23 protein-coding genes are annotated in these 22,289 nt (G+C 71.9%); 14 read left to right on the plus strand and 9 right to left on the minus strand.

Translation table 11 applies throughout. The features are described 5' to 3' along the window. The first annotated feature begins 290 nt into the window (after nt 1–290). The 3 genes from ACWDR3_RS24520 to ACWDR3_RS24530 all read left to right on the plus strand — a co-directional run bounded on the left by ACWDR3_RS24520 (nt 291) and on the right by ACWDR3_RS24530 (nt 3,398). Nucleotides 291–1,889, plus strand: a complete 1,599-nt coding sequence (locus ACWDR3_RS24520) for an ABC-F family ATP-binding cassette domain-containing protein (RefSeq protein ID WP_450354683.1) — start codon at nt 291–293, stop codon at nt 1,887–1,889. Between the two features lie 362 nt (nt 1,890–2,251). Beyond that, on the plus strand, nt 2,252–2,473 hold the full coding sequence (locus ACWDR3_RS24525) for a helix-turn-helix domain-containing protein (RefSeq protein ID WP_018533414.1): 222 nt from the start codon (nt 2,252–2,254) through the stop codon (nt 2,471–2,473). 121 nt (nt 2,474–2,594) lie between these two features. Next, nucleotides 2,595–3,398: an enoyl-CoA hydratase/isomerase family protein gene (locus ACWDR3_RS24530; protein ID WP_450354684.1), complete on the plus strand. Its 804-nt coding sequence runs from the start codon at nt 2,595–2,597 to the stop codon at nt 3,396–3,398. 13 nt (nt 3,399–3,411) lie between these two features. Here the strand turns inward: ACWDR3_RS24530 and ACWDR3_RS24535 are convergent, their stop codons facing one another. Further along, nucleotides 3,412–4,119: a nucleopolyhedrovirus P10 family protein gene (locus tag ACWDR3_RS24535; protein ID WP_450354685.1), complete on the minus strand. Its 708-nt coding sequence runs from the start codon at nt 4,117–4,119 to the stop codon at nt 3,412–3,414. Nucleotides 4,120–4,206: 87 nt separating this feature from the next. On the opposite strand from ACWDR3_RS24535, the gene ACWDR3_RS24540 reads away from it, so the two are divergent. Genes ACWDR3_RS24540 through amaP form a run of 5 tightly spaced genes read left to right on the plus strand, consistent with a single transcriptional unit; the run spans nt 4,207 to nt 6,565 of the window. After that, entirely contained in the window at nt 4,207–4,686 is a 480-nt protein-coding gene (locus ACWDR3_RS24540) for an Asp23/Gls24 family envelope stress response protein (protein ID WP_124002411.1), read from the plus strand. Between the two features lie 28 nt (nt 4,687–4,714). Further along, a complete protein-coding gene (locus ACWDR3_RS24545; protein ID WP_351764570.1) occupies nt 4,715–4,900 on the plus strand; it encodes a hypothetical protein in 186 nt (61 codons plus the stop codon). Between the two features lie 5 nt (nt 4,901–4,905). Further along, nucleotides 4,906–5,280 carry an Asp23/Gls24 family envelope stress response protein gene (locus tag ACWDR3_RS24550; RefSeq protein ID WP_450354686.1) on the plus strand — a complete coding sequence of 125 codons (375 nt, stop codon included), beginning with the start codon at nt 4,906–4,908 and terminating at the stop codon, nt 5,278–5,280. Next, complete coding sequence (locus tag ACWDR3_RS24555; RefSeq protein WP_450354687.1) at nt 5,277–5,981, plus strand: DUF6286 domain-containing protein; 705 nt, start codon at nt 5,277–5,279, stop codon at nt 5,979–5,981. Before ACWDR3_RS24550 ends, ACWDR3_RS24555 begins: the two co-directional genes overlap by 4 nt. Nucleotides 5,982–5,986: 5 nt before the next feature. Further along, entirely contained in the window at nt 5,987–6,565 is a 579-nt protein-coding gene (gene amaP, locus ACWDR3_RS24560) for an alkaline shock response membrane anchor protein AmaP (protein WP_450354713.1), read from the plus strand. A 45-nt stretch (nt 6,566–6,610) separates the two neighbouring features. Here the strand turns inward: amaP and ACWDR3_RS24565 are convergent, their stop codons facing one another. The 5 genes from ACWDR3_RS24565 to ACWDR3_RS24585 form a co-directional block, all read right to left on the minus strand. Next, on the minus strand, nt 6,611–7,366 hold the full coding sequence (locus tag ACWDR3_RS24565; RefSeq protein ID WP_450354688.1) for an SDR family oxidoreductase: 756 nt from the start codon (nt 7,364–7,366) through the stop codon (nt 6,611–6,613). Nucleotides 7,367–7,371: 5 nt separating this feature from the next. Continuing rightward, nucleotides 7,372–9,165 (minus strand): glycoside hydrolase family 15 protein, encoded by a 1,794-nt coding sequence (locus ACWDR3_RS24570; protein ID WP_450354689.1) that lies wholly within the window; start codon nt 9,163–9,165, stop codon nt 7,372–7,374. 116 nt (nt 9,166–9,281) lie between these two features. Beyond that, a complete protein-coding gene (locus ACWDR3_RS24575) occupies nt 9,282–10,073 on the minus strand; it encodes an SURF1 family cytochrome oxidase biogenesis protein (protein WP_450354690.1) in 792 nt (263 codons plus the stop codon). Nucleotides 10,074–10,122: 49 nt separating this feature from the next. Further along, nucleotides 10,123–10,356 carry a hypothetical protein gene (locus ACWDR3_RS24580; RefSeq protein WP_124002417.1) on the minus strand — a complete coding sequence of 78 codons (234 nt, stop codon included), beginning with the start codon at nt 10,354–10,356 and terminating at the stop codon, nt 10,123–10,125. 80 nt (nt 10,357–10,436) lie between these two features. Beyond that, a complete protein-coding gene (locus ACWDR3_RS24585; protein WP_450354691.1) occupies nt 10,437–11,432 on the minus strand; it encodes a DEDDh family exonuclease in 996 nt (331 codons plus the stop codon). 194 nt (nt 11,433–11,626) lie between these two features. Here ACWDR3_RS24585 and ACWDR3_RS24590 point away from each other — a divergent pair, with 194 nt between their 5' ends. The 6 genes from ACWDR3_RS24590 to ACWDR3_RS24615 all read left to right on the plus strand — a co-directional run bounded on the left by ACWDR3_RS24590 (nt 11,627) and on the right by ACWDR3_RS24615 (nt 17,922). Beyond that, entirely contained in the window at nt 11,627–12,424 is a 798-nt protein-coding gene (locus tag ACWDR3_RS24590) for an acetoacetate decarboxylase family protein (RefSeq protein WP_450354692.1), read from the plus strand. Further along, nucleotides 12,424–13,308 carry an SDR family NAD(P)-dependent oxidoreductase gene (locus ACWDR3_RS24595; protein ID WP_450354693.1) on the plus strand — a complete coding sequence of 295 codons (885 nt, stop codon included), beginning with the start codon at nt 12,424–12,426 and terminating at the stop codon, nt 13,306–13,308. Before ACWDR3_RS24590 ends, ACWDR3_RS24595 begins: the two co-directional genes overlap by 1 nt. Nucleotides 13,309–13,391: 83 nt before the next feature. Further along, nucleotides 13,392–14,675: an amidohydrolase family protein gene (locus tag ACWDR3_RS24600; protein ID WP_450354694.1), complete on the plus strand. Its 1,284-nt coding sequence runs from the start codon at nt 13,392–13,394 to the stop codon at nt 14,673–14,675. Beyond that, nucleotides 14,672–15,928 carry an amidohydrolase family protein gene (locus tag ACWDR3_RS24605; RefSeq protein ID WP_450354695.1) on the plus strand — a complete coding sequence of 419 codons (1,257 nt, stop codon included), beginning with the start codon at nt 14,672–14,674 and terminating at the stop codon, nt 15,926–15,928. Before ACWDR3_RS24600 ends, ACWDR3_RS24605 begins: the two co-directional genes overlap by 4 nt. A gap of 153 nt (nt 15,929–16,081) precedes the next feature. Then, a complete protein-coding gene (locus ACWDR3_RS24610; RefSeq protein WP_450354714.1) occupies nt 16,082–16,732 on the plus strand; it encodes a VIT1/CCC1 transporter family protein in 651 nt (216 codons plus the stop codon). A 143-nt stretch (nt 16,733–16,875) separates the two neighbouring features. Then, the gene (locus tag ACWDR3_RS24615; protein ID WP_450354696.1) at nt 16,876–17,922 is read left to right on the plus strand and encodes a zinc-dependent alcohol dehydrogenase family protein; all 1,047 of its coding nucleotides are present in this window, start codon (nt 16,876–16,878) and stop codon (nt 17,920–17,922) included. Between the two features lie 54 nt (nt 17,923–17,976). On the opposite strand, the gene ACWDR3_RS24620 is transcribed toward ACWDR3_RS24615, so the two are convergent. From ACWDR3_RS24620 to ACWDR3_RS24630, 3 genes are all read right to left on the minus strand, one after another. Next, the gene (locus ACWDR3_RS24620) at nt 17,977–18,987 is read right to left on the minus strand and encodes a CopD family protein (protein WP_450354697.1); all 1,011 of its coding nucleotides are present in this window, start codon (nt 18,985–18,987) and stop codon (nt 17,977–17,979) included. Nucleotides 18,988–19,122: 135 nt separating this feature from the next. After that, a complete protein-coding gene (locus ACWDR3_RS24625; protein ID WP_450354698.1) occupies nt 19,123–20,562 on the minus strand; it encodes a CoA transferase in 1,440 nt (479 codons plus the stop codon). A gap of 51 nt (nt 20,563–20,613) precedes the next feature. Then, on the minus strand, nt 20,614–22,146 hold the full coding sequence (locus ACWDR3_RS24630) for a S8 family peptidase (RefSeq protein ID WP_450354699.1): 1,533 nt from the start codon (nt 22,144–22,146) through the stop codon (nt 20,614–20,616). Nucleotides 22,147–22,289 lie beyond the last annotated feature (143 nt).

Raw genomic sequence — 22,289 nt, forward strand, 5'->3', positions numbered from 1 at the left:
TCCCCCTGCCGCCATCCTCGCCCGCCCCCTCGCGCCCGGCGCCGGACCCGCGGCCGAACGGGCGACGCGTCCCGGACACGTGCCGTACGTCACGCGTGCGTGCCGCTCGTCGCCGCCACCCTGCGCGGATGCCGACGAGCCGCGGGGAAAGCGGCCCGAACACGCGCACGCAGAAAAAGTGCTTGCACGGCCCCGTTAGACTTGTCTCATGGCCATTCTCCTCGCGCACTAGACGGCGGGAACGTCCTCAGCCGTCCACCGTCAACCTCTTCCCGCCCTGGAGTCTGTCCGTGATCTCCGCCTCCGGTATCGAGCTGCGAGCCGGTGCCCGCGTCCTCATCGAGTCCGCCACCTTCCGTATCGCCAAGGGCGACCGCATCGGTCTGGTCGGGCGCAACGGCGCCGGCAAGACCACGCTGACCAAGGTCCTGGCAGGCGAGGGCACCCCCGCCGGAGGCACCGTCACCCGCTCCGGCGAGGTCGGCTACCTCCCCCAGGACCCCCGCACCGGTGACCTGGACGTGCTGGCCCGCGACCGCATCCTCTCCGCCCGCGGCCTGGACACCCTGATCCGCAAGATGCGGGAGAACGAACAGCGCATCGCCAACGGCAGCGGCGCCACCCGCGAGAAGGCCCTGCGCCAGTACGAGCGCCAGGAGACGGAGTTCCTCACCAAGGGCGGCTACTCCGCCGAGGCCGAGGCCGCCACCATCGCCGCCGCGCTGAACCTGCCCGACCGGGTGCTCGGCCAGCCGCTCCATACGCTCTCCGGTGGTCAGCGCCGCCGTATCGAGCTGGCCCGCATCCTGTTCTCGGACGCGGACACGCTCCTGCTCGACGAGCCCACGAACCACCTCGACGCCGACTCGATCGTCTGGCTCCGCGACTACCTGAAGACGTACCGCGGCGGCTTCATCGTGATCTCCCACGACGCCGACCTCGTGGAGACCGTCGTCAACAAGGTGTTCTATCTGGACGCCAACCGCGCCCAGATCGACGTCTACAACATGGGCTGGAAGCTCTACCAGCAGCAGCGCGAGGCCGACGAGAAGCGCCGCAAGCGCGAGCGGCAGAACGCCGAGAAGAAGGCCGCCGCCCTGCACTCGCAGGCCGACAAGATGCGTGCCAAGGCCACCAAGACGGTCGCCGCGCAGAACATGGCCAAGCGCGCCGACCGGCTGCTCGCCGGGCTGGAAGCCGTGCGCGTCTCCGACAAGGTCGCCAAGCTGCGCTTCCCGGAGCCCTCGCCCTGCGGCAAGACCCCGCTCATGGCGGAGGGCCTGTCGAAGTCCTACGGCTCCCTGGAGATCTTCACCGACGTCGACCTGGCCATCGACAAGGGCTCGCGCGTCGTCATCCTCGGCCTGAACGGCGCCGGCAAGACGACCCTCCTGAAGCTCCTCGGCGGTGTCGAGGAACCGGACACCGGCGAGGTCATCAAGGGGCACGGCCTCAAGCTCGGCTACTACGCGCAGGAGCACGAGACCCTCGACCCGGAGCGCACGGTCCTGGAGAACATGCGCTCCGCCGCCCCTGACCTGGACCTGGTCGAGGTCCGTAAGACGCTCGGCTCGTTCCTGTTCTCCGGAGACGACGTCGACAAGCCCGCCGGGGTCCTCTCCGGCGGCGAGAAGACCCGCCTCGCCCTCGCCACCCTGGTCGTGTCCGCGGCGAACGTCCTGCTCCTGGACGAGCCGACGAACAACCTCGACCTGGCCAGCCGCGCGGAGATCCTCGGGGCACTGAGCACCTACAAGGGCGCCGTCGTCCTCGTCACCCACGACGAGGGCGCGGTCGAGGCGCTGCAGCCGGAGCGGATCATCCTGCTGCCGGACGGCGTCGAGGACCTGTGGGGTGCCGATTACGCGGACCTGGTCGCCCTGGCCTGATCGCGGCGGCTTGATCGAACCGGCTTCGCGGAGGCGTGATCCACTGCGTATGGATCATTCGGCCGACCGGTGATCCACCATCTGTGTGAGATCTCCTCGTACCGAAGTGTGTCCTACATCGATTTTCCGGCCGAGTCCTTTATCGACAAGGGCTCGGCCGTCGCGCGTCTCTGACCTGGCACTTCGCGAAATAACCCGTTCGGCGGAACGAACGCCTCTGTGTGGAATCACAGATTCCCCTTGTGTGGACGTACTCCTGTCGTCAAAACCCTGTCTCACGGACCTTGCCGAATGGGTGGCCATGAAGCCCGGGAGGGGTGATCATGAGGAGACCAGAGCGCACTTCCCATGAGGAGGCACGGGTGGCCGAGACTCTGAAGAAGGGCAGCCGGGTAACCGGCGCCGCGCGCGACAAGCTCGCGGCAGACCTGAAGAAGAAGTACGACTCCGGTGCGAGCATTCGGGCGCTGGCCGAAGAGACCGGCCGCTCGTATGGCTTCGTGCACCGGATGCTCAGTGAGTCGGGCGTCACGCTTCGTGGGCGTGGCGGAGCGACACGAGGCAAAAAAGCCGCCGCGTCCTGACTCCGGGCGGTCCATCGCTTCGATGGTGGCCACCCGGTCGGTCGGCTGACCGACCGGGTGGTTACTGTGCAGTCACTTAGCTAGTAGTTTGCTCTGTTGACCGCACTCATCGGAGGCACGCATGGCTTCGCCCGCCCAGGACCTCGGTCCGGTACTCGACAAGGACGGCGTACGGCTCACCGTCGACGACGCGATCGCCACGGTGACGCTGACCAACCCGGCCAAGCGCAACGCGCAGAGCCCCGCCCTGTGGCGGACGCTCGCCGAGGCCGGACGGCAGCTGCCGGGGTCGGTCCGGGTCGTGGTGCTGCGTGCCGAGGGCCGTTCCTTCTCCGCCGGCCTCGACCGGCAGATGTTCACGCCCGAAGGCATCGAGGGCGAGCCGACGTTCGTCGACCTCGCGCGCAGTGCCGACGGCGAACTCGACGCGAGCATCGCCGAGTTCCAGGAAGGCTTCACCTGGTGGCGGCGGAGCGACATCATCTCCATCGCCGCCGTGCAGGGCCATGCCATCGGCGCGGGCTTCCAGCTCGCCCTCGCCTGTGATCTGCGCGTCGTCGCGGACGACGTGCAGTTCGCCATGCGCGAGACCAGCCTCGGCCTGGTGCCCGACCTGACCGGCACGCACCCGCTGCTCAGCCTCGTCGGCTACGCCCGCGCGCTGGAGATCTGCGCGACCGGACGGGCCGTGCTGGCCGAGGAGTCCGTCAATATCGGCCTCGCCAACCTCGCCGTGCCCGGCGACCAGCTCGACGCCGCCGTCAAGGACCTGGCGTCCGCCCTCCTGGCCGCTCCCCGCGACGCCGTCATCGAGACCAAGGCCCTGCTGCGCGGAGCGCACGGCCGGTCCTACGACGACCAGCGCGCCGCCGAGCGGGCCGCACAGGCACGCCGACTGCGGGACCTCGCCGGCCTCGGCGAATAGCCGGGGACGGGGCTCAGGCCGCCGTCACCAGTACCGCCACCGTCGGGCGATCGGGCAGCGCCCCGGACACCGCCGCACGGACCTCCAGGGCCACCTCCAGCGCCCGGCGGTCCGTGTGCACGGCGATCTCCACGCGCACGTGGCGGTGGGCCAGCGCCCCTTCCTCCTGCCGCTCCTCGATGTGCACCGCCCGGCCCAGGCCACGGGTCAGCCGGACCACGCCCGCGACGGCCAGGGCGGCCGCGGCCACGCGTTCCTCGTCCGCGCCCGAGGGTTCCGGAGCCGCCGGCACGGACGGCTCCAGTGCGGGCGCGGGCTCCGGCTCCTCGTCCAGCAGGGCCGTGACCCGCAGATCCACCTCCACGACCGTCATGCCGAGCCGCTCGGTCGCCGCGACCGTCAACGCCGCCCGCAGCCGGTCCGCCGTCGTCGGCAGCGCCTCGGCCGCCGTGGCCGCGAACTCCGCCGTCACCCGCAGCGGACCGGGCGGCAGCGCGCTCGGCGGCGACGGTACGGAACTGTCGTACGCCTGATCCGGATCGGCGAGCGCGATCCGCAGCCCCTCCAGGCGCACCCCGCGCAGTCCTCCGGCCGCGTGTCGCAGCACCGCGTCGGCCGCCTCCTCCGTGATCCACGCGCCGTCGCGCGGGCCGCCCAGGGGCAGCAACCTGCCCAGCCCGAGCCGATGCCGTACCGCGTGCGCCCACTGATCCGCCGTCATTGCCCCAGCCTGCCGCATCCCCGGGGCGCGGTGGGGCAACCCCACATACGGTGGTTCAAGGACGATGACCGGAAGGGACGTACGGCCATGACCGACATGACGGAGCAGGCCCGGGTGCAGGCCGGGGAGAACTCGGGGCAGGTGCAGACCCGCAAGCCCACCAAGCGCGGTGGCGGGGATCCGGGGTCGCGCGGGCGGACGACCATCGCCGACGGCGTGGTGGAGAAGATCGCCGGGCTCGCCGCGCGGGACGTCCTGGGCGTCCACGCGATGGGCAGCGGGCTCAGCCGCACCTTCGGAGCGGTGCGCGACCGGGTGCCCGGTGGTTCCAAATCGGTGAGCCGCGGGGTGAAGGCCGAGGTCGGCGAGGTGCAGACCGCGCTCGACCTGGAGATCGTCGTCGAGTACGGCGTGTCGATCGCCGATGTCGCACGGGCCGTGCGGGAGAACGTGGTCGCCGCGGTGGAGCGGATGACCGGCCTCGAAGTCGTCGAGGTCAACATCGCCGTGAGCGACGTGAAGCTGCCGGACGAAGAGGACGACGAGCCGGAACCCCGGATCCAGTGACGGGGGCGGATGAGCGGAGGAGAACACCATGAGCATGGCCGTGGTGGGCATGATCGCCGGGATGGCACTGGGATTCGCCGGGTACTTCGGCGGTTTCGGGGCCTTCCTCCTGGTGGCCGCCCTGGGCGCGATCGGGTTCGTCGTCGGCCGGTTCCTGGAGGGGGACCTGGAGCTCGGGGACTTCTTCCGCACGCGTGACGACCGGCGGCGGTGACGTCCATGAGCGCGGGGACCGAGTCCGCCGGCAGCGGACGGGCGGCCGTCCCGCCCGGTGAGCGTGGGTCGACCCGGATCGCCGACCGGGTGGTCTCGAAGATCGCCGCCCAGGCGGCCCGCGAGGCCCTCGGCCCGCTGCCGCCCGACGCCGTGTCCCCGCACGCCACCGTCGTGGTCCGGCAGAACGTCGCCCACGTACGCGTGCACGTCGAACTCGACTATCCGAGCGACATCGGGACCCGGTGCGCGGATGTGCGTCACAACGTGGTCGAGCGGGTAGTCGCGTTGGTGGACATGGAGGTGCCCGAGGTCGCCGTGCACGTGGAACGGCTGCATCCGACATCTCTGCACGGCGTGGGACAGGGGAGGACGCGATGAGCGAGCCCCAGGGCTCCGAGGGCGAAGGCACCACACAGCGACTGCCGGTGATCGAGAAGGCACCCGGCACCGAAGGCGACGGTTCGGCGGCCGAGCACTGGCCCCCACCCCTGCCCGACGGCGAGGACACGGGCAAGGAGGTCGACGCCAAGGGCGGCGGACAGGGCCGCTTCTGGTCGCCGCGGCGCGTCCCCGCGACCCTCGTCGCCCTGCTCCTCCTCGCCGTGACCGGCCTCTTCCTCTACGACATCGCGGCCGTCCGCGCGGACCGGCCCGCCATGCACTGGCGCCGCGAACTCGCCCGCCAGCTCGCCGAACGCCCCCTGGACGACACCGCGGTGCTCGTCGGCGCGGGCGTCGCCACGGCCCTCGGCCTCTGGCTGATCGTCCTCGCCACCACGCCCGGCCTGCGCGCCGTCCTGCCGATGCGCCGAGCCCACACCGACGTGAGCGCCGGACTGCACCGGAACGCCGCCGCCCTGGTGCTGCGCGACCGCGCCATGGAGGTCTCCGGCGTCCAGTCGGCACGCGTGCGTGTGCGCCGCAGCCGCGCCGATGTGTACGCCGTCTCGCACTTCCGCGAACTGGACGACGTGCACGACGACCTGGACACCGCCCTCGACGAGGCGGTCAAGGGCCTTGGGCTGGCCCGCACGCCGCTCCTGTCGGTGCATGTCAGGCGCCCCGGGAAGAAGGGATGACCGCGATGCTCAGGATCGTCAACCGCGTACTCGTCGGCCTGGTCGGTCTCGTCCTGGTCGTCCTCGGCGGCTCCGTGCTCGCCGTCGGACTGGGCGTGAAGCCGCCGTCCTGGTGGATCCACGACGGCCGGCACGACGTGCTGCTCAGCGACGCCGACCGCACCCGGTGGCGGGACTCCGGCTGGTGGTGGCCGACCGTCATCGCCGTACTCGCCGTCCTCGTCCTGCTGGCCCTGTGGTGGATCACCGCCAACCTGCGCCGCCACCGGCTCGCCGAGGTCCTCGTCGACACCGGCGACGGCGAGGGCGCGCTGCTGCGGGGCCGGGCCCTGGAGGGCGTGCTCGCGGGCGACGCGGGCGCCCCGGACGGTGTCGCCCACGCCAACGTCCACCTCACCGGCACCCGGACGGCGCCCCAGGCCCGCGTACAGCTCCTGCTGGAGCCGCACGTGGACCCGGCGACGGCCCTCCACCACCTCACGGACGAGGCCCTGACCCACGCCCGCAACTCGGCCGGCCTGGCGAAACTCCCGGCCGAGGTCCGCCTCAGCGCGGTCAAGCACCGGGCGGAACGGGTCAGTTGACCCAGCGTCAGGCATGCGGCACTCAGAACGTCAGGCATGCGGCACTCAGAAGCCGTGCCGCATGCCCCCGTCCACCGGCAGCATGACGCCGGTCAGATAGGAAGCGGCCGGCGACAGGAAGAACGCGGCGGCCCGCCCGAACTCCTCCGGCCGCCCGTACCGGCGCAGCGGGATGCGCGACTCGTTGGCGGCCCTGGTCGCCGCCGGGTCCGCCGACAGGCCGTCCAGCTCGCGTACGCGGTCCGTGTCGATGCGGGCCGGCAGCAGCCCCACGACCCGGATGCCCCGCGGCCCCAGCTCGTCCGCGAGGGACTTCGCGAAACCGGCGAGGCCAGGACGCAGCGCGTTGGAGATCGTCAGCCCCGGAATCGGCTCGTGCACCGACGTGGACAGTACGAACCCGATGACACCGCCCTCCGGCAGCTCCGCGGCGGCGGCCCGGGCCAGCCGGACCGCGCCCAGGAACACCGACTCGAACGCCGTCTGCCACTGCTCGTCCGTGGTGTCGGCGACGAAGCCGGCCGGCGGCCCGCCCACGCTGATGAGGATTCCGTCGAAGCGTCCGAACCGCTCCCGCGCGAACGCGACCAGCCGCTCCGCCGCGTCCGGCTCCGCGTTGTCGACGCCCACCCCGGCCGCGTCGGGCCCCAGTTCGGCCGCCGCGTCGGCGGCCCGCTTCTCGTCCCGCCCCGTGACGACCACCTTCGCGCCGTCCGCGACGAGCTCGCGCGCGGTCGCGTTGCCGAGGCCGCGGGTGGCCCCGGTGACGACGTACACCCGGTCCTTCAGTCCAAGATCCATGGCCCCTATCCTGCCTCCTCCGCTTCGCTCCCGAACAGGGCGACGGCGGTGCTCACCAGACCGATGTGGCTGAAGGCCTGCGGGAAGTTGCCGAGCAGGCGGCCGGAGGTGGGGTCGTACTCCTCGGCCAGCAGCCCCACGTCGTTGGCGAGCCCCACCAGCCGTTCGAACAGCTCCCGCGCCTCCTTCGTACGACCCGTCAGATGCAGCGCGTCCGCGAGCCAGAACGAGCACACCAGGAAGGTGCCCTCGCCGCCCGGCAGGCCGTCGACCGGCGACTCCTCGGCGCTGTAGCGGCGCATGAAGCCGTCGTGGCCCAGCTCCGCGCGGACCGCGTCCACGGTGCCGATCACGCGCGGGTCGTCGGGCGGCAGGAAGCCGACGCGGGGGATGAGCAGCAGCGAGGCGTCGAGCTCGGCCGAGCCGTAGTACTGGGTGAAGGTGTTCCGCGCGGGGTCGTAGCCCTTCTCGCACACCTCGCGGTGGACCTCGTCCCGCATCGCCCGCCAGCCGTCCAGGTCGCCGGGGAGCTCGGGGTTCTCCTCCAGCGTGCGCACGGCACGGTCGGCGGCCACCCACACCATCACCTTGGAGTGCACGAAGTGCTGCCGGCCGCCGCGCACCTCCCACAGCCCCTCGTCGGGCTGGCGCCACGCGGTCTCCAGGAACTCCATCAGGATGCGCTGGAGCGCCCACATGTGCGGCTTCGTGGCCAGACCCGCGTGCCGGGCCAGCCACAGCGAGTCCATCACCTCGCCGTACACGTCCAACTGCAGCTGGTCGACCGCCCCGTTGCCGATGCGTACGGGCGCCGAGCCGTCGAACCCGGACAGCCACGGCAGTTCGAACTCGGGCAGCCGGCGCTCGCCCGCCAGGCCGTACATGATCTGCAGGTCCGCCGGGTCGCCCGCGACCGCGCGCAGCAGCCACTTCCGCCAGGCCTCCGCCTCCTCCTGGTAGCCGGCCGACAGCAGCGCGCCGAGGGTGAGCGTGGAGTCGCGCAGCCAGCAGAAGCGGTAGTCCCAGTTGCGGACCCCGCCCAGTTCCTCGGGCAGGGACGTCGTAGGGGCGGCGACGATGCCACCGGTCGGCCGGTACGTCAGGGCCTTGAGGGTGATCAGGGAGCGCAGCACGATGTCCCGGTGGGGACCGTCGTAGCGGCAGCGGTCCGCCCAGGCCTGCCAGTCGGCGAGGCTGACGCGCAGCGCCTCGTACGGGTCGACCAGGTCCGGGCGGCGCTCGTGCGAGGGGTGCCAGGTGAGCACGAACGCGACCTTCTCGCCCTCCTCGACGGTGAACTCGGACAGGGTGCTGAAGTCCTCGCCCCAGGTCTTCACCGGGGGCTCGCTGCGCAGCCACGCCGAGTCCGGCCCGGCGACGGCCACCCGATGTCCGTGCACCTTGCGCACCCACGGCATGACGGAGCCGTAGTCGAAGCGCAGCCGCAGGGTGCTGCGCATGGTCACGCGTCCGCTGACGCCTTCGACGATGCGTACGAGGTCGGGGGCGTGGTCGCGCTGCGGCATCAGGTCGGTGACGCGGACTGTCCCCTCGGCGGTCTCCCATTCGGTGTCCAGGACGAGCGTCCCGGGACGGTAGGCGCGCCGGGCGCAGAGGCCGTCGGCGTCCTTGGGGGCGACGCGCCAGTGACCGTTGTCCTCGTCGCCGAGCAGTCTGGCGAAACAGGCGGCCGAGTCGAAGCGGGGCAGACACAGCCAGTCGACCGAGCCGTCCCTGCCGATGAGGGCGGCGGTCTGCTCGTCGCCGATGAGCGCGTAATCCTCGATACGGGGGTGCACGGGGTGCGAGTTCCCGGCCGGAGGGCCCGGCAATCAAGGCGGAGGGCCGGGGGAGTGACGAGGCCCGCGGCCGCACCGCGACGGTTCCTGCGGTTACACCGAGGAGGGTCCCGCGGTTACACCGAGGCGGGCTCCGCCTCCGGGACGCTCTCCTTGGCCGCCGCCTCCGCGCGGTCGCGGACCTCGCGGCGGACCAGGAACCACCAGCCCACCGGGACGGCCGCGGCGAACAGCCACCACTGGATCATGTACGCGTAGTTCAGCGGGGCGTCCTCGCTGCCCGGGTTCGAGATCTGCTCCGGGCTGCCGCCCTTCGGCTCGGGCCCGGTCTGCTGGATGTAGCCGCCGAGCACCACCTTGCCGAGCCGGCGGGCCTGTTCCTCGCTGTTGATCAGCATGATCTGGCGGTCCGGCAGGCCCTTGAGGTCCTTGATGCCGCTGGCCGCGGTCGTCTCGTCGGCCATCAGCCGCCCCTTGATGGTGACGTTGCCCTTGGGCGGTGCGGGCACCTTGGGGTAGGCGGTCTGGATTCCGTTCGCGGGGATCCAGCCGCGGTTGACCAGCAGCACCTTGCCGTCGGTGAGCACGAACGGGGTCAGGACGTGGAAGCCGACCTCGTCGTCGGAGTTGGTGCGCCGCCGCACGACGACCTCGTCGGCGGTGTCGAAGGTGCCGGTCGCGGTGACGGTGCGGTACTTCTCGTCGCGGGTCACCGCGTGGCCGGCGGTGGTCACCCGCTCGACGGGGACCGGATCGGCGTGCAGGGCGTGCGAGACGAGGTCGTTGCGGGCGGTGCGCATCTCGTAGCGGTGCATCTGCCAGATGCCCAGCCTGATCATCGTGGGGATCAGGAGCAGGGCGATCAGGGTGAGGATCACCCACTGCCGGGTCATCAGGAAGCGGTACACCCCACGACCGTACAACTCGGGCCGCGGGGTGCTTTCGCAGGGGGTGTGGTCAGACCTTGTCGACGATGCCGGCCCTCCCCTCGGCGCGGGCGCAGTGGCCGCCGCAGTACCAGTGGCCCTCGACCTCGACGCCCTGCCCGATGATCTGCACCCGGCAGTGCTCGCAGATCGGCGCCATGCGATGGATCGCACAGGAGAAGCAGTCGAAGACGTGGACCGCGCCCTGCGCGTGCACCTCGAAGGACATGCCGTAGTCATTGCCGCACACTTCACATCTCGCCATGCGCCACAGGGTGGGCCGTCACCGCCGCGCGGGCGAGCGGGCGGCGGGCGCGTCGCCCGGCAATCACCCGTCCGTACGGCTCACCCGTCGGCGTCCGCCACGTCCCGCAGCAGCTGTCCGAACGCCGCCTCGTCGACGACCGGTGTGCCGAACTGCCGGGCCTTGACCACCTTCGAGGTGCCCGAGTCCGGGTCGTTCGTCACGAGCAGGCTGGTCAGCCGGGACAGGCTCGTGGCGACGTGCAGCCCCGCCTCGACCGCGCGGTCCTCCAGCAGATCGCGCTCGATCGAGGTGTCCCCGGAGAACGCCACCCGCATGCCCTGCTTGAGCGGCTTGCCGTCCTCGTAGCGACCGGGATTGGGATACGGGCACGCCGGCCGCCTGCGCGCGGGCCGCCAACTCGTCGGCCGATAGTTGCCGTACCCGCCGCCACCCGCCTGCTGCCCGATCACCGCCGCGGGCCGGTCCGTCCACTCGGTCAGCGGCCGGCACTCGTGCAACGGCAGCGGTACGCCCTCCGCCGCCGCGGCCAGCAGGCTCGGCCGGAACGCCTCCGCCAGCACGCGCGCGTCGTCCAGCGCGTGGTGCGCCCGCCGCTGCACGACACCGAAGTGCGCGGCCAGCGTCGACAGCTTGTGGTTGGGCAGCGGCAGCCGCAGCTCCTTGGAGAGCACGATCGTGCACAGCCGCTGCCGCACCGGCGCCTCGCGCCGGGCACGCGCGTACTCCCGGGCGATCATCTGCCAGTCGAAGACCGCGTTGTGCGCGACGAGCACCCGGCCCTCCAGGCGGGTCGAGAACTCCTCGGCGATGTCCTCGAAGAGGGGCGCGCCCTCCAGCACGTCACTCGTCAGACCGTGGATCCACACCGGGCCCGGGTCGCGCTCCGGATTGACCAGCGTGTACCAGTGGTCCTCGACCTCGCCGCGCGCGTCCAGCCGGTAGACGGCCGCGGAGATTATCCGGTCGTCCCGGGCCAGGCCCGTGGTCTCCACGTCGACGACCGCGTACCCCTGGGGATACGCGGACGGCCACGAAGTGGGGGAGGACACTGCGGTCGTCTGGTCATCGAGCATGGTCCCTGAGGATACGGGCCGCGACTGACACTCCCGTCCGGCCCCCTGTCCGTCAGCTCCCGTGCCGGGCCCACGTGTTCGAGCACGGCCGGCGCCCCGAACGTCTGCGCACACGGCTATGGACCTTTTCGCCGCCCGGTGCAAGCGTGCTGCCCGCCCGGCGTGTGACGGTCGACGGAAGGGCGGTACGGCGGATGGCACGCGTACGGTACGGCGCACGGACCGAGGCGGAGATCGCCGCCACGCGTACGGCGAGCGCGAAGCTCCCCGACATCTGGTCCACCGGAGTGGTGGCCCTCTGGGAGAGCGACCCGGACGCGGTCGCCGCGGTGCTGCCACCGCCGCTGAAACCCACCGGGCGGCCCCTGGTCCGCGTCAACATCAGCAAGGTCCAGCTGCCCGGATACCCGCTGGGCGCGGGCTCGTTCGCGGTCGCGGCGGCCCACGACGGCGTCGAGGGCTGGTACCCGCTCGTCATGCCGATGACCCACGAACGCGCCCTCACGGGTGGCCGTGAGGTCTTCGGCGAGCCCAAGAAGCTCGGCGAGGTCGTCGTCGACCGCGAGGGCCTCGTGGTGCACGCCTCGCTGGCCCGGCACGGCATCGCCTTCGTGGAGGTGCGTGGCGCGGTCACCGAGCGACTGCCCCTGCCGGAGCCCAGCCGGAAGACCGACTTCTACTTCAAGTTCCTTCCGGCGGTGGACGGTTCGGGCTTCGACACAGAGCCGGTGCTCGTGCACTGCGTGCGCCACGAGAAGGTGCGCAAGCTGGAGCGGGTCACCGGAGACGTCGTCCTGCGCGAGTCGATGTACGACCCGGTGGCCGACCTTCCCGTGCGCCGGCTCGTCGAGATCACCCTCGGCGAGAAGACGAGCGACCAGCGCGGCCGGGTCGTCGAACGGGTCGACGCGCAGGCCCTGTTGCCGTACATCCACCAGCGCTACGACGACCCCCGGCAGATCCTGGACGGCCCGCCCGAGGGGAGCGTCTGATGGAGCTGCGGGCGGGACAGGTCGCCGTCGTCACCGGGGCGGCGAGCGGGATCGGGCTGGCGATGGCCCGGCGGTTCGCCGCCGAGGGGCTCAAGGTGGTCCTCGCGGACGTCGAACAGGGCGCGCTGGACAAGGCGGCGGCTCTGCTGCGGGACGAGGGCGCCGAGGTGCACGCCCGCGTGGTGGACGTCGGCGAGCGCCAACAGGTCCTGGATCTGGCCGAGTCGGCGTACGAGACGTTCGGCGCCGTCCATGTGCTGTGCAACAACGCGGGCGTCGGCTCGGGGGCCGAGGGCCGGATGTGGGAGCACGAACCGAACGACTGGCAGTGGGCGTTCGCCGTCAATGTGTGGGGCGTCTTCCACGGAGTCCAGGCGTTCGTGCCCAGGATGATCAAGTCGGGTCAACCCGGTCATGTCGTCAACACGTCCTCCGGCGACGGCGGCATCGCCCCGCTGCCCACCGCCTCCGTGTATGCCGTCACCAAGGCGGCCGTCGTCACGCTGACCGAGTCCCTGTACGCGCATCTCAGGGCGGAGCACGCACGCGTGGGCGCCTCCGTCCTCTTCCCGGGCCCGCACATGCTGCGCACGGGCCTGTGGGAGTCGCACCGCAACCGGCCCGCCAGGTATGCGAAAGAGCGCCCCCGCAGGACCCCCTACCGCAGCCTCGACCAATGGGAGAGCGCGATGAGGGCGGCCGGCAAGGAAGTCGCCTTCACACCCGTCGAGGAGGTCGCCGACCTCGTCGTCGACGGCATCCGCGCGGATCGGTTCTGGCTGCTGCCCGAGAGCGAGCGCAGCGACGCGCAGATCCGGGCGCGGGCTCAGTCGATGCTCGACCGGGCGAACCCGTCGTACCTCGAAAACTTCATTCTGGACTGACTTGCTGGACTGACTTGATCAACTGAATGTCGAGTTGATTGCCGACTTGATCAACTTGATCGACTGGATTGAGGAGGGTCGTCATGACCGGCCAGGACCCGTACCTGATCATCTCCTCCGACTGCCACGCCGGACTGCCCACCGAGGAGTACCGGCCCTATCTGGACGCCCGGTTCCACCGGGACTTCGACGACTTCCTCGCCGGGCGCGAGCGGCGCCGGGAGGAGATGACCCGGCTCGGCATCCGCAACGAGGCCTTCGCGACGAAGTGGTTCCAGGACAACGAGGAGGGCCTGCGCGGGGGTTGGGACTCCGCGCAGCGCCTGAAGGAGCTGGACGGAGACGGGGTGGCCGCCGAGGTCGTCTTCCCGGACGCCGACGCCGTGGACAGCCGGACGGCCGCGCCCTTCGGGGTCGGTCTCGGCCTCTCCGGCGACCACGACTCCGAGTTGGGCATAGCGGGCGCGCAGGCGCACAACCGCTGGCTCGCCGACTTCGTGTCCGAGAACCCCGAACGGCACTGCGGAGTCGCCCTGTTGCCGGTGACGGCACCCACGGAGAAGGTCGTCGCGGAGATCCACCGGGCCAAGGAGTCCGGCCTCGGCGCCTTGATGATCCCGTCCATGTGGGTCGACAAGGAGCCCTACCACGACCGCCGTTATGACCCCGTGTGGGCGGCCGCCGCCGAGTGCGCGATGCCGGTCCTGACGCACTCCGGGGCGGCCCCGCGGCACGAGTACGGCGACCACCTCGGGATCTACGTCTCCGAAGTCACCTGGTGGCCCGCAAGGCCGCTGTGGTTCCTGCTCTGGTCGGGCGTCTTCGAACGGCACCCGGGCCTCAAGTTCGGGGTGGCGGAGTCGGGTTGCTGGTGGCTGCCCAACCTCCTGTGGTTCATGGACCGCCTGTACCTGGGTGCGCACGGCGGCAAGAAGCTGTCACCCTTCGGTGAGCTGAAACGATCGCCGCACGAATACCTCGACCGCCAGGTCTTCATCTGCGCCACCAACACCAAGCGCCGCGAACTGGCCCAGCGGTACGAGATCGGCGTCGACAACATCCTCTGGGGCAGCGACTTCCCGCACCCCGAAGGCACCTGGCCCGACACGCGCGCGTGGCTGACGCGCACCTTCCACGACATCCCGGTCGACGAGACCCGCCGCATGCTGGGCCTGGCGGCGGCGGACGTCTTCGGCTTCGACGTGGGCAAGTTGACCCCGCTGGCCCAGCGCATAGGCCCCACCCCGGCCGACCTCGGCCAGCCCGACGACCAGACGGCCGTGGCAGCCTCCTGGGCACGCTCGCGCGAGGTGGGCCGGCACTGGCTGACCGACCACGACTTCCCCGTCCTGGGGGTGACCCCGTGAGCTCCACGGGCTCCACCCGCTCACTGAGCGAGGAGCGCTACACCGTCATCTCGGCGGACTGCCACGCGGGCGCCGATCTCCTCGACTACAGGCCCTACTTGGAGAAGCGGTACCACGAGGACTTCGACGCGTGGGCGGCGACCTACGTCAACCCGTACGAGGACCTGCTCGCCGACACGGCCGACAAGAACTGGAACTCCGCGCGCCGGATCGCGGAGTTGGAGGAGGACGGGATCGTCGCGGAGGTCGTCTTCCCGAACACCATCCCGCCCTTCTTCCCGTCCGGCTCCCTGATGGCGCCCGCCCCGACCGCCGAGGACCTCGACCTGCGCTGGGCCGGACTGCGCGCCCACAACCGCTGGTTGGCCGACTTCTGCGCCGCGGCACCGGGCCGCAGGGCGGGCGTCTTCCAGATCCTCCTCAACGACCCCGAGGAGGCGGTACGGGAGATCCGGTGGGCGGTCGAAGCGGGCCTCACGGGCGGCCTGCTGCTGCCCGGCACCCCACCGGGCTCCGGCCTGCCCGAGCTGTACTCATCGGCGTACGACCCGATCTGGGCCGTCTGCGCCGAACTCGGCGTCCCCGTCAACCATCACGCGGGCTCGGCCTCACCGCCGCTGGGCGAGGAACCGGCGGCCCGGGCGGTCTTCATGGTGGAGACGACGTGGTTCTCGCACAGGGCGCTGTGGCACCTGGTCTTCGGCGGGGCCTTCCGCCGTCACCCGGACCTCCGGCTGGTCCTCACCGAGCAGGGCTCCGGCTGGATCCCCGGCGTCCTCGACATGCTCGACTACTACCACGGGCGGCTGGTCAGGGCCGCGACGAAGGCGGCCACCGCGGAGTCCAAGTTCGGCGCGGGACTCGCCGCCCGCATGGGCAAGGCGCCCTCCGAGGTATGGCGCGACAACTGCTTCGTCGGCGCCAGCTTCATGCGCCCCCACGAGGTGCCGCTACGGGACCGTATCGGAGTCGAGAAGATCATGTGGGGCAGCGACTACCCGCACGACGAGGGCACCTACCCGTACTCCCGCGAAGGCCTGCGCTGCGCCTACGCGCGCGTGCCCCGCGAGGAGGTCGCCGCGATGGTGGGCGGCAACGCGGCCCGCGTGTACGGCTTCGACCTCGATCAACTGGACGCGATCGCTGCGAAGGTGGGACCGACGGTCGAGGAGCTCGCGGAGCCGCTCGCCGAACCGCCGGCGGACGCGACGAGCCCGGTGTTCGCCAAGGGGGCGTCGGTGCGGGTGTGGTGACGGGTCCGGCGTGATCGAGGGTGGCATCCTCCCCGTGTGACGGAACCGAGGAATGGCGCGAAGGCCGAAGAGCCCGACGAGGCGAACGCGGACGCGCGGGTCGATGCGCACGACGAGGCACACGGCGGCGCGCTCGGCTCGCGGCTCAACTGGCTGCGGGCCGCGGTCCTCGGGGCCAACGACGGCATCGTGTCGACCGCGGGTCTCGTCGTCGGCGTGGCCGGGGCGACCGACGACCGCTCCACGCTGCTCACGGCGGGCCTCGCGGGCCTGCTCGCCGGGTCGATGTCGATGGCCGCGGGCGAGTACGTGTCCGTCTCCACCCAGCGCGACTCGGAGATGGCCGCCCTGGCCTACGAGAAACGCGAACTGCGCGAGCAGCCGGAGGCCGAGTTGGAGGAGCTGACGGAACTCCTGGAGGGCCGGGGCCTGACCCGGGAGGTGGCCCGTGAGGCCGCCGTCCAGCTCACGGAACGTGACGCGCTCAACGCGCACGCACGCGTGGAGCTCGGCATCGACCCCGACGAGCTGACCAACCCGTGGCACGCGGCGTGGGCGAGCTTCCTGGCGTTCACCGTGGGAGCCCTGCTGCCGCTCCTCGCGATCGTGCTGCCACCGACCGGCTGGCGGCTCCTGGTCACCGTGGTGTCCGTCCTGGCGGCCCTCGTCTTCACCGGCTGGAGCAGCGCCCGTACGGGCGGCGCGGAGCCCGGCAGGGCCGTGCTGCGCAACGTCCTGGGCGGGGCGCTGGCGATGGGGGTCACGTACGCGGTCGGGACGCTGCTGGGGGCGGCGGGAGTGTGACCACGGGCGCGTGACCGCGAGGGGGTAACCGCTGGTCGGGGGCCCTCGATGCGCGACGCGCCACCCGGTCGGCGTACCGTGAAGTGCGCCCGACCACCCCCCGGGCGCACGCACCGCACACCCGCACGAGAGGGACCCTCGCCATGCGCGCCACCACCATCCACGCCCCGTTCGACATGCGCGTGGAGGACGTGCCCGAGCCGATCGTGCAGCTGCCCACCGACGCCGTGGTGCGGGTGCTGCGCGCCTGCATCTGCGGCAGCGACCTGTGGGCCTACCGCGGCGAGTCGGCCCGGCGGCCGGGGCAGCGGATCGGGCACGAGTTCCTCGGCGTGGTCGAGGCGACCGGCTCCGAGGTGGGCACCGTCCGGGTCGGCGACCTCGTCGTCGCGCCCTTCATGTGGTCCGACGGCGTCTGCGACTACTGCCGCGAGGGCCTGACCACCTCCTGCGAGCACGGCGGCTTCTGGGGCGCGGTCGGCTACGACGGCGGCCAGGGCGAGGCCGTGCGCGTGCCCTTCGCCGACGGCACCCTCGTCCAGCTGCCCAAGGAGGCCGCCTCCGACGACCACCTGCTGTCCGCCCTGCTGACCCTCTCCGACGTCCTGGGCACCGGCCACCACGCGGCGATCGGCGCGGGCGTCCGCCCGGGAGCCACCGTCGCCGTCGTCGGCGACGGAGCCGTCGGACTGTGCGCGGTGCTCGCCGCCAAGCGGCTCGGCGCGGAGCGGATCATCGCGCTCGGCCGGCACGAGGTCCGCACCGACATCGCGCGCCGCTTCGGCGCCACCGACGTCGTCGCGGAGCGCGGTGAGGCCGCCGTCGCCGCCGTACGTCAACTCACGCGCGGACAGGGCGCGCACGCGGTCATTGAGGCCGTAGGCACTGAGCAGTCCATGCGGACGGCCGTCGGCATCACACGGGACGGCGGCGCGATCGGCTACGTCGGCGTGCCGCACGGCAGCGGCACCGGTCTCGACCTCACGGTCATGTTCGACCGGAACATCGCGCTGCGCGGCGGTGTCGCGCCGGTCCGCGCGTACATCCCCGAGTTGCTGCCCGACGTCCTGGACGGCACGGTCGACGCCTCGCCCGTCTTCGATCTGACGGTCGGGATCGAGGGCGTCCCCGACGGCTACAAGGCGATGGACGAGCGGACGGCGCTGAAGGTGCTCGTCGTCAACAACTGAAGGTGCCTGTCGTCAACACTTGATCAGTCTTGTCAACGCATCAATGCATCAACGTCACGACCAGCGGATCGGCAGCGGCAGCGCCGTGAGCAGCCCTGACAGCGCGACCACCACCCCCAGGGCGACGACCTCCGCCCGCGCGGGCGAACACGCGGCGAGCGGATCGGCGGCGCGGCGCAGCCGGTACCGCGCCCACAGGGCGAGCACGGCGACGGCGGCCACGAGGATCACCTTGGCGAGCAGGGTGCGCCCGTAGGCCGTCGTCGTCAGCTGATCCAGGATCGTGTGCGAGGGCATGCGGCGCAGTGAACTCCACACCCCGGACGCCGTGATGGCGGCGAGCAGTACGGCCGCCACGCGCGCGTAGAGCCCCAGCAGGGCCGCGCCCGGCGCACCGGGTCCCCATCGCCGCAGTGTCCGCAGCGCGTGCAGCAGGCCGCCCACCCACAGCGTCGCGCACGTGAGATGCACCAGCGTCAGTCCGGACCCGAACAGGGGGTTGTGCTCGGTCGTGGGATGGGCGCGCAGGGCCTCCGCCACGACCACCGCGGCCAGCGGCCACAGCTGGGTCGCCGGACGGAGCGAACGGGCGCACAGGGCGGCCACCAGGAAGGCGTTGACCTCGATCAGGGCGAGCTTGCCGTCGCGCGAGTCGTAGAGGCCGCCGACGTCGATCTCGGCGAGGCTGTGCGGCACCAGATTGCCCGTGGCGACGACCGAGGCCAGGCCCAGCGCGGCGACGAAACCGGCGGCGGCCGCGTACGGGGCCCAGCTGCGGGGCGCGTCGGCGGGGGCGCCGGGCAGCCGCCGGGCAAGACGGTTCACGAACACCTCGCCCACCTGCACGCACAGCGCGGCGAACAGCACCGCCCGCAGCAGCCCGATGCCTCGGATGCCGGGCGCGGCGGCCTCGCCGGTGCCGTGCAGGGCGGCGGACGGGCCGAGCAGCGGTATGAGCGCGGCGAGCGTCACGAGGACGAGGACGGCGACGGCCCGGCCGACACCGGGACGCCGTACCGGCCCGCTCGCGTCGGCCACCTCGGACGTAGGTCGTATCAAGGTCACCTCACGATCTTCACCAGCCGTCGCAGAACCGGGCAACTGCAGTAAAACAACTGGCGGTACGGCATTCGCCCGATGGGTACGTTTTCGGTCGCCCCGGGACTCATAACCGTCCGTCGCCCACGTGCCGCGACCGCCTCAGACCCACCGCGCCGGATCGGTCCCCCAGGGCGCCGGAGGCCGGGCCCAGTCGGTCGGCCCGCCCGCGAAGGACACCGGCGAGCGGGCGTACCGCAGCCACCCGAGCGCGCTGTCCGTCTCGGCCAGCCAGGGACCCGGATCGTCGTACGGGAGGCCAGCCTCCGTGAGGACGTCCTCGGCACCCCCGGCACCCTCCGAGCCACCCACCCCGACGCCGTTCACGAGCCACTCGGCCGTTCGCGCGAGCGAGAGCCGTACGCACCGGCTGCCGCCCTCGTTCGACTGCTCGGTCAGCGCGCGCAGCACGGCCGCCGCCAGCAGATAGCCCGTCCCGTGGTCCAGCGCCTGCGCGGGCAGCGCACCCGGCCGTTCCGCCGTGCCCTCCAGCGCGGCGATCCCGGTGGCCACCTGCACCAGGCTGTCGAAGCCCCGCCGCCCGTACCAGGGCCCGTACGCGCCCCACGCCGACAACTGCGCCACGACCACCCCCGGCCGCCGCTCGGCGAGCGCCTCGGGAGACAGACCGAACCGGTCGAGGGCGCCCGGCCGGTACCCGGTGACCACCACGTCCGCCGCCGCGAGCAGTTCCTCGAAGGTGCGCCGGTCGGTGGCCAAGTCCAGCCGCGCCGACCGTTTCCCGAAGCCCGTGTCGGTGTGCTGGTCGGGGAGTTCGGGCAGCTGCGGGGCGTCCACGCGCAGCACGTCGGCGCCGAGCAGGGCGAGCGTGCGGGTGGCCACGGGGCCTGCGATGACCCGGGTCAGGTCGAGGACACGCAGTCCGGCGGCGGGCAGCAGGGGAGTGCCCGGTACGGATGGTGGGGGAGTGCTCGCGATCGGGTCGAGCACGCGCGCGTGGGCGGTGTCGCGTCGCTCGCGTTCGACGAGGGGGCGCGCGGCCACCGCGACCGCCTGCCCGTGCGCCGCCCACTCCTTCGCCGTGCGCAGGGCGACGGCCAGTCCGCCGGCCGCGTACACGGCCTCCTCGACCTCCACCGAGGACCGCTCGGCGAGCGCCGCCGCCACGGCGTCGACGTCCTCCGGCACACCGAGCGCGGCCAGCAGTCGGGCCCGGTGGTGCGGATAGTTGGCGTGCGTGCGGACCCAGCCGTCCGAGGTCCGCCAGAAGCGGGACAGGGGCGCGAAGGTCTGCGGTGCGCGGCCGTCGACGAGGAGATGCCGTTCACTGACGAACGCCGTCGCGACGGCCCCGTCGTCCACGCGCACCTCGGGCACACGCATCTCGGGCACGTCCGTCGTCCCGGTCCGCCGCGCCCTCAGCTCCGCCGCGGCCAGCGCGCACGCTCCGACGCAGGCCCGCGCCAACTCCCGTACGGGAAGGCGCCCTTGGAGAGCGCCCTCCCGCGTCACGGCCGTCACCCGCGGGAGGAGGGCGGGATCGCCGCCCAGCGCGGACCATGCGAACGTCAATCCAGTCATGACTGCACTATGCAGTATTGACTGAATCAATATGGATGCGTGCTACCTCAATTACCTCGTGACCGCGTCCAGTGCGTCCACGGTGCCCCAGCCGTAGAAGCCGTTGCGGTTCTTCGACCCCTCGCACACCGCGTCGACCTTGCCGTCGCCGTTGATGTCGTACGGGTCCGTGCACGCCGTGGCGTCGGCCTCGGCGTACAGGAGGGCCTTGACCAGGGCGGCGGAGGCGTGCGGATGGGTTGACTTGATCAATGCGGCCACCGCGGCCACGTGCGGCGACGCCATCGACGTACCGGACATGTAGCCCCACCTGCCGCCGGGCAGCGTGCCCAGGATCGAGCCGCTGGTGGCCGGCGGGGCCGGGGGCTGGTAGGCCGTCGAGTCGCCGCCGGGTGCGGCGACGTCGATGACACCGAGGCCGTAGTTGGAGAAGGACGACTTGAGGCCCTTCGCGCCCGTGGCGGCGACCGTGACGACACCCGGCAGCTGGGTCGGTATGTCGAAGCACTCGGACGGGTCGATCACCCGGTCCGAGGGCGTGCCGTCGTTCGGGGAGACCGGGTCGGTGATCTCGTCGGCGGCGAGGTCGTAGTGCTCGTTGCCGGCCGCCGCGACGTTGACCGTGCCCTTCTTCTCCGCGTACCGCGAGGCCCGGGTGATGGCGTCGACGAGCGCCTTCTGGTCCGGGTCGTCGGTGCAGTTGAAGTACCACGGGTCGGTGTAATAGCTGTTGTTCGTGACGTCGACGCCGTGCTCGGCCGCCCATACGAAGCCGCAGACGACGGCCTCCGTGTAGAAGTAGCCGGCGGTCGTGGCCACCTTGATGCCGGCGACCTTCACGCCGGGCGCGACGCCCGTCATGCCGACGCCGTTCTTCGCGGCGGCGATCTCGCCCGCCACGTGCGTGCCGTGCGGGCTCTCCGCGGCGGTCGGCCGCCAGGCGCCGTCGGCCGTGTCCGGCTTGCCCGTCACACAGTTGACCGAGGCCTGGCGGTCGAAGTTCGGCGCGATGTCGGGGTGGGTGTCGTCGACGCCGGTGTCGATCACGGCGACGGTGACCTTCCTGCTGCCCAGCGTCTTCTCGTGCGCCTTGTCGGCCTTGATGGCCGGCAGGTCCCACTGCAGGGGCTCCAGCGGGTCCTGCCCGTCGACGGCCTGGACACTCGCCAGCTCGTCGGCGGTGAGCGCCTTGGGCGTGCCCTCGTCGTTCGTCGACTGGGCGGGCAGCGGCGCGTTACGGGTGTTGCCGGCCGACTGGACCCCGCGCACCTCGCGGATGGTCTTCGCGAAGTCGGCGTTCGAGGAGTGGACGACGATCACGCCGATCCGGTCGTACGACGTCACGATCGTGCCGCCGGCCGCGGCGATCGCCTTCTTCAGGTGAGCCGAAGGGCCGTGTCCGGGACGGATGTTGACGACGTAGCTGAGCGCGGTCGCGTCGGCCGGGACGGTGGCCGACGGGGTGTCCGTGGCGGCCGTCGCGGCGCTGGCGGTGACGTTCGGCAGGAACGCGAGGCCCGTCGCCATGGCCATCCCGAGCGGGATCGCGAGGGCGCGACGGAAGCGCGGGTGAGGCGCTGTCATGTGTCAGGTTCTCCAGTTCGTTCGCGGTTCGCGCGGACTGTGCGGGGAGCCGGGAGGCACGGTGTCCTGTCCTCCGGGCGGGCGGGCCGCGATCACGAGCACCACTTCACCGTGATCGCGGCACCGCCACTACTCGACTGTCA

The sequence above is a fragment of the Streptomyces sp. NPDC001002 genome (assembly GCF_053599215.1).

Bases quoted from the DNA above. Each gene is read 5' to 3' on its own strand.
- ACWDR3_RS24530 (WP_450354684.1), top strand. From the start codon at position 2,595: ATGGCTTCGCCCGCCCAGGACCTCGGTCCGGTACTCGACAAGGACGGC.
- ACWDR3_RS24535 (WP_450354685.1), bottom strand. From the start codon at position 4,119: ATGACGGCGGATCAGTGGGCGCACGCGGTACGGCATCGGCTCGGGCTG.
- ACWDR3_RS24540 (WP_124002411.1), top strand. From the start codon at position 4,207: ATGACCGACATGACGGAGCAGGCCCGGGTGCAGGCCGGGGAGAACTCG.
- ACWDR3_RS24545 (WP_351764570.1), top strand. From the start codon at position 4,715: ATGAGCATGGCCGTGGTGGGCATGATCGCCGGGATGGCACTGGGATTC.
- ACWDR3_RS24550 (WP_450354686.1), top strand. From the start codon at position 4,906: ATGAGCGCGGGGACCGAGTCCGCCGGCAGCGGACGGGCGGCCGTCCCG.
- ACWDR3_RS24555 (WP_450354687.1), top strand. From the start codon at position 5,277: ATGAGCGAGCCCCAGGGCTCCGAGGGCGAAGGCACCACACAGCGACTG.
- amaP (WP_450354713.1), top strand. From the start codon at position 5,987: ATGCTCAGGATCGTCAACCGCGTACTCGTCGGCCTGGTCGGTCTCGTC.
- ACWDR3_RS24565 (WP_450354688.1), bottom strand. From the start codon at position 7,366: ATGGATCTTGGACTGAAGGACCGGGTGTACGTCGTCACCGGGGCCACC.
- ACWDR3_RS24580 (WP_124002417.1), bottom strand. From the start codon at position 10,356: ATGGCGAGATGTGAAGTGTGCGGCAATGACTACGGCATGTCCTTCGAG.
- ACWDR3_RS24585 (WP_450354691.1), bottom strand. From the start codon at position 11,432: ATGCTCGATGACCAGACGACCGCAGTGTCCTCCCCCACTTCGTGGCCG.
- ACWDR3_RS24590 (WP_450354692.1), top strand. From the start codon at position 11,627: ATGGCACGCGTACGGTACGGCGCACGGACCGAGGCGGAGATCGCCGCC.
- ACWDR3_RS24595 (WP_450354693.1), top strand. From the start codon at position 12,424: ATGGAGCTGCGGGCGGGACAGGTCGCCGTCGTCACCGGGGCGGCGAGC.
- ACWDR3_RS24600 (WP_450354694.1), top strand. From the start codon at position 13,392: ATGACCGGCCAGGACCCGTACCTGATCATCTCCTCCGACTGCCACGCC.
- ACWDR3_RS24615 (WP_450354696.1), top strand. From the start codon at position 16,876: ATGCGCGCCACCACCATCCACGCCCCGTTCGACATGCGCGTGGAGGAC.
- ACWDR3_RS24625 (WP_450354698.1), bottom strand. From the start codon at position 20,562: ATGACTGGATTGACGTTCGCATGGTCCGCGCTGGGCGGCGATCCCGCC.
- ACWDR3_RS24630 (WP_450354699.1), bottom strand. From the start codon at position 22,146: ATGACAGCGCCTCACCCGCGCTTCCGTCGCGCCCTCGCGATCCCGCTC.